The 6,437-nt window shown below is 66.4% G+C and carries 7 protein-coding genes and 2 pseudogenes; 4 read left to right on the top strand and 5 right to left on the bottom strand.

The window, feature by feature from the left end; translation table 11 throughout:
- From ACRDUX_RS09690 to ACRDUX_RS09680, 3 genes and pseudogenes are all read right to left on the bottom strand, one after another.
- A pseudogene (locus ACRDUX_RS09690) lies at positions 1–268 on the bottom strand (glycosyl transferase family 39); the annotation flags it as partial.
- 50 nt (positions 269–318) lie between these two features.
- Positions 319–771, bottom strand: coding sequence for an SRPBCC family protein (locus ACRDUX_RS09685; protein WP_526413310.1), 453 nt, complete (start codon positions 769–771; stop codon positions 319–321).
- A gap of 2 nt (positions 772–773) precedes the next feature.
- Entirely contained in the window at positions 774–1,160 is a 387-nt protein-coding gene (locus ACRDUX_RS09680; protein WP_526413308.1) for a hypothetical protein, read from the bottom strand.
- 249 nt (positions 1,161–1,409) lie between these two features.
- Here ACRDUX_RS09680 and ACRDUX_RS09675 point away from each other — a divergent pair, with 249 nt between their 5' ends.
- Both ACRDUX_RS09675 and ACRDUX_RS09670 read left to right on the top strand, forming a co-directional pair.
- Positions 1,410–2,297, top strand: a complete 888-nt coding sequence (locus ACRDUX_RS09675) for a TIGR03854 family LLM class F420-dependent oxidoreductase (protein ID WP_526413306.1) — start codon at positions 1,410–1,412, stop codon at positions 2,295–2,297.
- Between the two features lie 304 nt (positions 2,298–2,601).
- Positions 2,602–3,486, top strand: a complete 885-nt coding sequence (locus tag ACRDUX_RS09670) for a cyclopropane mycolic acid synthase family methyltransferase (RefSeq protein ID WP_526413304.1) — start codon at positions 2,602–2,604, stop codon at positions 3,484–3,486.
- A gap of 18 nt (positions 3,487–3,504) precedes the next feature.
- Here the strand turns inward: ACRDUX_RS09670 and speB are convergent, their stop codons facing one another.
- Positions 3,505–4,572, bottom strand: coding sequence for an agmatinase (gene speB / locus ACRDUX_RS09665; protein ID WP_526413302.1), 1,068 nt, complete (start codon positions 4,570–4,572; stop codon positions 3,505–3,507).
- Positions 4,569–5,030 (bottom strand): acyl-CoA thioesterase, encoded by a 462-nt coding sequence (locus tag ACRDUX_RS09660; protein ID WP_526413300.1) that lies wholly within the window; start codon positions 5,028–5,030, stop codon positions 4,569–4,571. The genes speB and ACRDUX_RS09660 overlap by 4 nt, the downstream gene beginning before the upstream one ends.
- A gap of 63 nt (positions 5,031–5,093) precedes the next feature.
- Between ACRDUX_RS09660 and ACRDUX_RS09655 the strand changes: the two genes are divergently transcribed.
- Complete coding sequence (locus tag ACRDUX_RS09655; RefSeq protein ID WP_526413298.1) at positions 5,094–6,044, top strand: threonine ammonia-lyase; 951 nt, start codon at positions 5,094–5,096, stop codon at positions 6,042–6,044.
- A gap of 140 nt (positions 6,045–6,184) precedes the next feature.
- A pseudogene (locus ACRDUX_RS09650) lies at positions 6,185–6,437 on the top strand (HNH endonuclease signature motif containing protein); the annotation flags it as partial.

Genomic DNA, 6,437 nt, shown 5'->3' with positions numbered 1-6,437 from the left:
ACCTCAATGCGATCAGTGAACCCGGCGCGACGGCGTCGATCAGCGCCGCCAGCGCCGGTGTCAGCGACGGTTGGTCGGCAGAGCCCCAGTCCAGGTGGTCGCGGCCGGTGGCCACCACGTACACCTCGTCGAACCAGTAACCACGGCTGAACAGTGCAGCCACGCAGTGCGCGACGCCGACGACAGCGGCCAGAGCCACGACGGGTCGGGTCGCGAAGGGCTGGACGTGCGAGCGCTCGTGCAGCAGTTCCGTCTCGGTCGTCGGCACTGCCGACACGCTAGCGACGCCACCGGCCGCCCGTCGACCCCTTTCCCGTCTCAGGCCTCTACGACGGCCTTGATCCGCTCCAGGGTCTTGCGCATGTCACGGATGTTGCGCCGCGTTCGGAGCTGGCCACCGAACAGCCCGAACAGCGTGGTCATCAAGCCTTCGCTCATCCGAAAGGACTCGGTTACCTCAGTGCCGCCATTCACGGGTGCGAAGAGGTAGTGCCAATTGTTGACCGGCTTGCCGCCGAGCAGCACTTCGAAGCCGAATTCGCGGCCAGGCTCACACGCGGTCACTCGGCACGTCGTCCAGTAGACGGGTCCGATCTCGTTGCGCTTGACGTGCCCTCGGAACGTGGCGCCGAGTGCAGGACCCATTGCGCCGTCGAGCCACTCGGCCTCGAACGTCTCTGGGGAGAACTTGCCGGTGTTGCGGATGTCCGCGACGAGGTCCCAGACCTCCTGCGCGGGAGCGTCCATGGCGACGGTGACCGAGGCCTGCATCCCTAGACCTGCTTGTGAAGCCGGCCGCACGTAGTGCGGTAACCGGCGCCGTGCATGGAGTAGCAGTAGTCGAGAGTGACCGGGTCGATGAGCTTGAAGCTGTAGGTGCCTTCCGCGTCGGATCCCGTGATGATGGTTCCGTCGGGGGTGGACGCCCCGATCAGTTGGTCCGATTCGTCGCCGCCGGGATTCGTCCGGGTCAGGGACGCCTTGAACGTCAAGCCCGTCTGCTCGGTGACGACGAGGGTGGCATCCCCGTTGCGGTACCCGTCGGTGCTCGCGATGCGCTCGCGGTGGCCGCTCCACGTACCCACCAGGTAGGGATCGTCGGCGTTGGCGATGGGCAGTGGCGCCAGGACGCAGACGGACGCGGCTGCCGCGCCGATCACGGCAGCCCTGACACGGTTCCTTCTTCGAATCACCCTGGTTCTCTTTCCCTATCGCGGAACCAATGAACGTCGACGGTCACTTTATCCGCGCGGCTCTGCCGGTCGGGTCGGTATGGCGTTAACTGTCGAGGTGGCCATTCGAGCGGTGATGGATGATCGAGGGCTCGACTTCGGTTGTGGTGAAGGTCTTCCCGCGCGTGCGACAGCGGAAGAGATCGCCGAGGCACAGACGTGAGTGGAGCTGATTCGATGAAGGTCCGGTTCGGGGTCGGTCTCGGCGCGGGGGACGAGAGCACCCCAGCGCAACTATCACCCGTTGTCGACCGCCTCGAGGCGGCCGGCATCGACTCGCTGTGGTTCTCGGAGCTGGTCTACACCGATGCCATCGACCCGTTCATCGGGATGGCATACGCCTTGGCCAGGACCACCAAGCTGAAGGTGGGCACGTCGGTGGTGGTGCTGCCGGGACGTCATCCAGTCCTGGTGGCCAAGCAGCTGGCGTCGCTGGCCGCGCTCGCCCCGAAGCGTGTCCTGCCCGTCTTCGGGCTGCGGTCCGCGCTCCCAGCCGAACGGCAGGTGTTCGTCGTGCCCGACGGGCAGCGCGCGGCGGTCTTCGACGAGTCGTTGCGCATGCTGAGGTCTGCGCTGAGCTCCGACGGCACGGACTTCTCGGGTGACTTCTTCAAGGCCACGTCCGTCGCCGTCGGCCCGGTACTCGACAAGCCACTGGACATTTGGCTCGGTGGCTCCGCGCCCGCGGGTTTCCGCCGCATCGGGCGACTCGCCGACGGCTGGCTGGGTAGTTTCCTCACCCCCGACGAGGCGCGGCGCGGACGCGAACTCATCGAGGCTGCCGCCGCCGAGGCCGGGCGCGCCATCGAACCGGACCACTACGGGATCAACGTCGCCGTCAGCGAGAACGGCCTGCCCGACGAGGTCCTTGCGGCGATCCGCAAGCGCAGGCCCGACGTCGACCCGACCGAGCTCGTCGCCGACGGGTGGCCGCAGTTGCATCGAATGCTGGACGGATACCTCGCAGCCGGGCTGACCAAGTTCGTCATCCGTCCGACGGGGGCCGGTGCCATCGACGAGTTCATCGACCGCTTCGCCGCGGAGCTCCTCCCACGGGAGAACTGACGGGCCGACGACCGACCTGCTGTTGCCAGGTCACTCGAGAAGGCTCCGACGCTGAGCGGACCCATGGATCCAGCAAACAGGATTTTCACAGGTTCTGGCAATCCGGCAATGCCAGAGGACCAGCGCCGAGCGCCCAAGAGACCCATTGATGACGGCTTGATGACACGCCGCCGCAACGCGGCGAACTGATTGGCTGTTGACTTCGTGATTCGGGTAGTCTGCGAAGATCGCGCAGACCCACGGGGCGGCTCTCCAGAATCATGGAGCTACGGACGATACTCAACCAGACGCCAAAGGCCGAATTTTGCCAGAGACAAAGAGTGACACGCAGCACCTGAAGCCGCACTTCGACGACGTGCAGGCGCATTACGACCTGTCCGACGACTTCTTCCGGCTCTTCCTGGATCGCACGCAGACCTACAGCTGCGCGTACTTCGAGCGCGATGACATGACGCTGGAAGAAGCCCAGATCGCGAAGATCGATCTGTCGCTGGGCAAGCTGGGCCTTGAGCCGGGGATGACGCTGCTGGACATCGGCTGCGGCTGGGGTGCCACCGTGAAGCGGGCCGTCGAGCGCTACGACGTGAACGTCGTCGGTCTTACCCTTAGCAAGAACCAGCAAGCGCACGTGACCGAGCTGCTCGCCGAGACGCACACCCCAAGAAGCAAGCGCGTTCTGCTCGAGGGCTGGGAGCAGTTCCACGAGCAGGTCGATCGCATCGTGTCGATCGGCGCCTTCGAGCACTTCGGGCGGGACCGTTACGACGACTTCTTCAAGATGGCGTATGCGGCGTTGCCCGTCGGTGGCGTGATGATGCTGCACACCATCATCAAGCCCAGTGACGATCAATTCGCCGAGCGCGCCCTGCCGCTGACCATGACGAAGCTCAAGTTCTTCAAGTTCATCATGGAGGAGATCTTCCCGGGTGGAGACCTGCCGCATGTAGTGACCGTCGAGGAGCACGCAGCCAAGGTTGGCTTCGAGGTCACCAGGATCCAGCCGTTGCGGCTCCACTACGCACGAACCCTCGAGATCTGGGCCGCGGCACTGGAGGCGCGCAAGGACGAGGCCATCGCGATCCAGTCCGAAGAGGTCTACGACAGGTACATGAGGTACCTGACCGGCTGCGCGGAGCTGTTCAACGAGGGCTACACCGACATCTGCCAGTTCACCCTCAAGAAGACCTAGACCTCCTCGCGCCCCCGGTCAGGACGCCGGCGGCGGTCGTCGGCCCGGCGGTCCCATCTCGGCACCTGCGGCATCGCGCCGTCTGGCCGCCATGCCCGCGAGCGCCTCGAAGACCACCCGGTGCGCGGCGTTCACCGTGAGCTCGGCGTGGTCGTAGGCGGGAGCGACCTCGACGACGTCAACGCCTGCGACGTCGTGCTCGTAACAGAGTTGGCGCACCATCCTCAGCAGGTCGACGCTGGTGATCCCGCCCGGCTCCGGTGTGCCCGTGCCGGGCGCGTGGGCCGGGTCGAGCACGTCGATGTCCACCGACAGGTACAGCTTGTCGGCCTTGGCCAGCGCCTCGCCGACCGCGTCGACCATCACCGCCTTGAATCCGCGCTCCCAGATCTCCTGCATGGTGTGCCAGACCATGCCCTGTTCCTGCATCCACTCGAAGGTGTCCTGCGGGGGCCAGTAGCCGCGGAGGCCGACCTGGACGAAGTGCGTACCCGGCACGGCGCCGGACTCGATGAGCCGACGCATCGGGGTGCCGTGGCTGGCGAGGTTGCCATCGATGATGTCGGCAGTGTCGGCATGGGCGTCGAAGTGCACGATGCCGACGTTGCCGTAGCCGTGCACGTCGGCCACCGCGGTCGCCGAGGGCCACGTGATCGAGTGGTCCCCGCCGAGGACGACGGGCACGATGCCGCGGGAGGCGACGGCCGCGACGCGCTCCTTGATGTTCTGGTGGGATACCTCGGTCTGACCGTGCGGGCAGAACGCGTCGCCGAAGTCGACGACCTCCAGCCAGTCGAAGATCTCCAGACCCAGATCCATGTGATAGGTACCGGGCTCGTACGCGGTGGCCCGGATCGCCCGTGGACCGAACCTCGCACCCGGCCGATTCGTCGTGCCGACGTCGAACGGGGCGCCGACGATGGCAACGTCGGGGCGCCACGAGTCCAGCTGGGACACCTCGGTCAGGAACGGCCGATGTCCGAAGGTCGCGAGCCCCGAGTAGGGCAGGTCGAGCTGTTCGACCATTCCCGGTGGTAGTTCCCGATGTGGTCCTTGAGAGTCGTTGTCCCCGTGGTCGTGGCTCATCGGCTGACAATACCGCCATCAGTGGCGTTCCGGCCTTGACCCGCAAGGGAAGTAAGGGCGTTCCGCAGTCCCGCCGGAACGCCGCGCTTGGCCCAGTCATCGGTCGACACGACGACGTAGACGTTGCGCCCGCGAGCCGCTGCGATCTCGACCCCGTCACCGCCTCGGCGCAGCACGTCGAACCGCAGCGTGAAGCTCGTCGTGCCCACCGACTCGCACCGCGTTTCGACGTGCACCGAATCACGCCAGCGGATCGGCACGACGTAGTCGATCTCGGTGTGAACGACCTGCACGTCGAGACCCCAGGCGTCGAACTCGGTGACGGATACGCCGAGGTGGTCGAAGAACGCGTTGGACGCCTCGTCGAACCAGGTGAGGTAGTGGCTGTTGAAGACCACGCCCTGCTGGTCGACTTCGGCGTAGCGCGGCACGATCGGCAACGAGAAGGCTTCGGTCACACCGCATACCTTGCAGGGTCACGGCTGCCCCGGCAATCGGCCCTGCCGCTAGGATCGCTGGTCGTGCGACTGGTGACGATCGACGATATCCGCGCGGCGGCCGACCGGATCCGCGGCGCGGTCTTCCGCACACCGCTCATCCCGGCACCCTGGGGCGATCCCGCCCGCCCACTGTGGCTCAAACCCGAGAACCTGCAGGCGATCGGCGCATTCAAGGTCCGGGGCGCGTTCAACGCCATCGGACGGCTCGACGACGCGACCCGCGCGCGCGGCGTCGTCGCATACTCGAGTGGGAACCACGCTCAGGCGGTGGCGTACGCAGCGGCGGTCTACGGGATCGCCGCACAAATCGTCATGCCCCGCGAGACTCCCGAGGTCAAGATCGCCGCGACGCGCAGCCACGGGGCAGAGGTCGTGCTGTGCGCGGCGGGTGAACGCGAGAGGGTCGCCGACGAACTGGTGGCCAGGACCGGTGGCGTCCTGATACCGCCGTTCGATCATCCGGACGTCATCGCCGGGCAGGGGACCATCGGACTGGAGATCGCCGAAGATCTGCCCGACGTCGCCAATGTCATCGTTCCGGTCAGCGGTGGGGGACTGGCGTCGGGCATCGGCACCGCCGTCAAGGCGTTAGTGCCCCAAGCCGCGGTCATCGGCGTGGAACCCGAACTCGCCGCCGATACGGCCGCGAGCCTGGCCGCGGGTCATCGCGTCGACTGGCCGATCGCGGACCGCAACCGCACCATCGCCGACGGCCTTCGGTCGCAGCCTTCGGAGTTGACCTTTGCCCATCTGCAGAGGGTGCTGGATGGTGTGATCACGGTGTCCGAGAATGATATTCGGAAGGCGGTCCGCGAGATCGCATTGCGTGCGCACCTGGTGGTCGAACCGAGCGGCGCGACTGCCCTGGCGGCGTATCTGAGCCGGGAGACGCCGCCGGGACCGACCGTGGTGATCGTGTCGGGCGGCAACGTCGAACCGGCGCTGCTCGCGGAGATTCTCGCCGTGTCCTGAGTCGTTTCTTCGGACATCGCTTAGCACGTGGTTCCGACGTTTTCGGGGTGTGGCGACGAGTTCATCCACAGTTGCCGATTCGTCCCCAACCTGGGGTTTCAGGCTGGCGGCCGTCGGAGTCCTCGTTTAAATTCGAATGCATGTTCGAAGAGTTGGTGGCCTGGACCGCGGGGACTTGCGGGGCTTCTGCCGTCGGTGCCTGGGCCCGGGTGGAATCCGCGGCGTGTGCTCGGCGGCTGGCCGCGATGGTCACCATGCTCGATGCCGCTCATGCCGCCGACGGCTCGGCGGATCGTGAGCAGTGGTGCATCGACAACTGGGCCGCGGTGTGTGCCCACATCGGCGCCACCGCACGCCTCACCTCCGGAACCGCCTCGAGCTTCTTGCTGGTGG

Origin of the sequence: Mycobacterium sp. (assembly GCF_050701675.1) — a bacterium.
Lineage (GTDB): Bacteria > Actinomycetota > Actinomycetes > Mycobacteriales > Mycobacteriaceae > Mycobacterium.
This window is presented reverse-complemented; position numbering and strand designations above follow the sequence as displayed.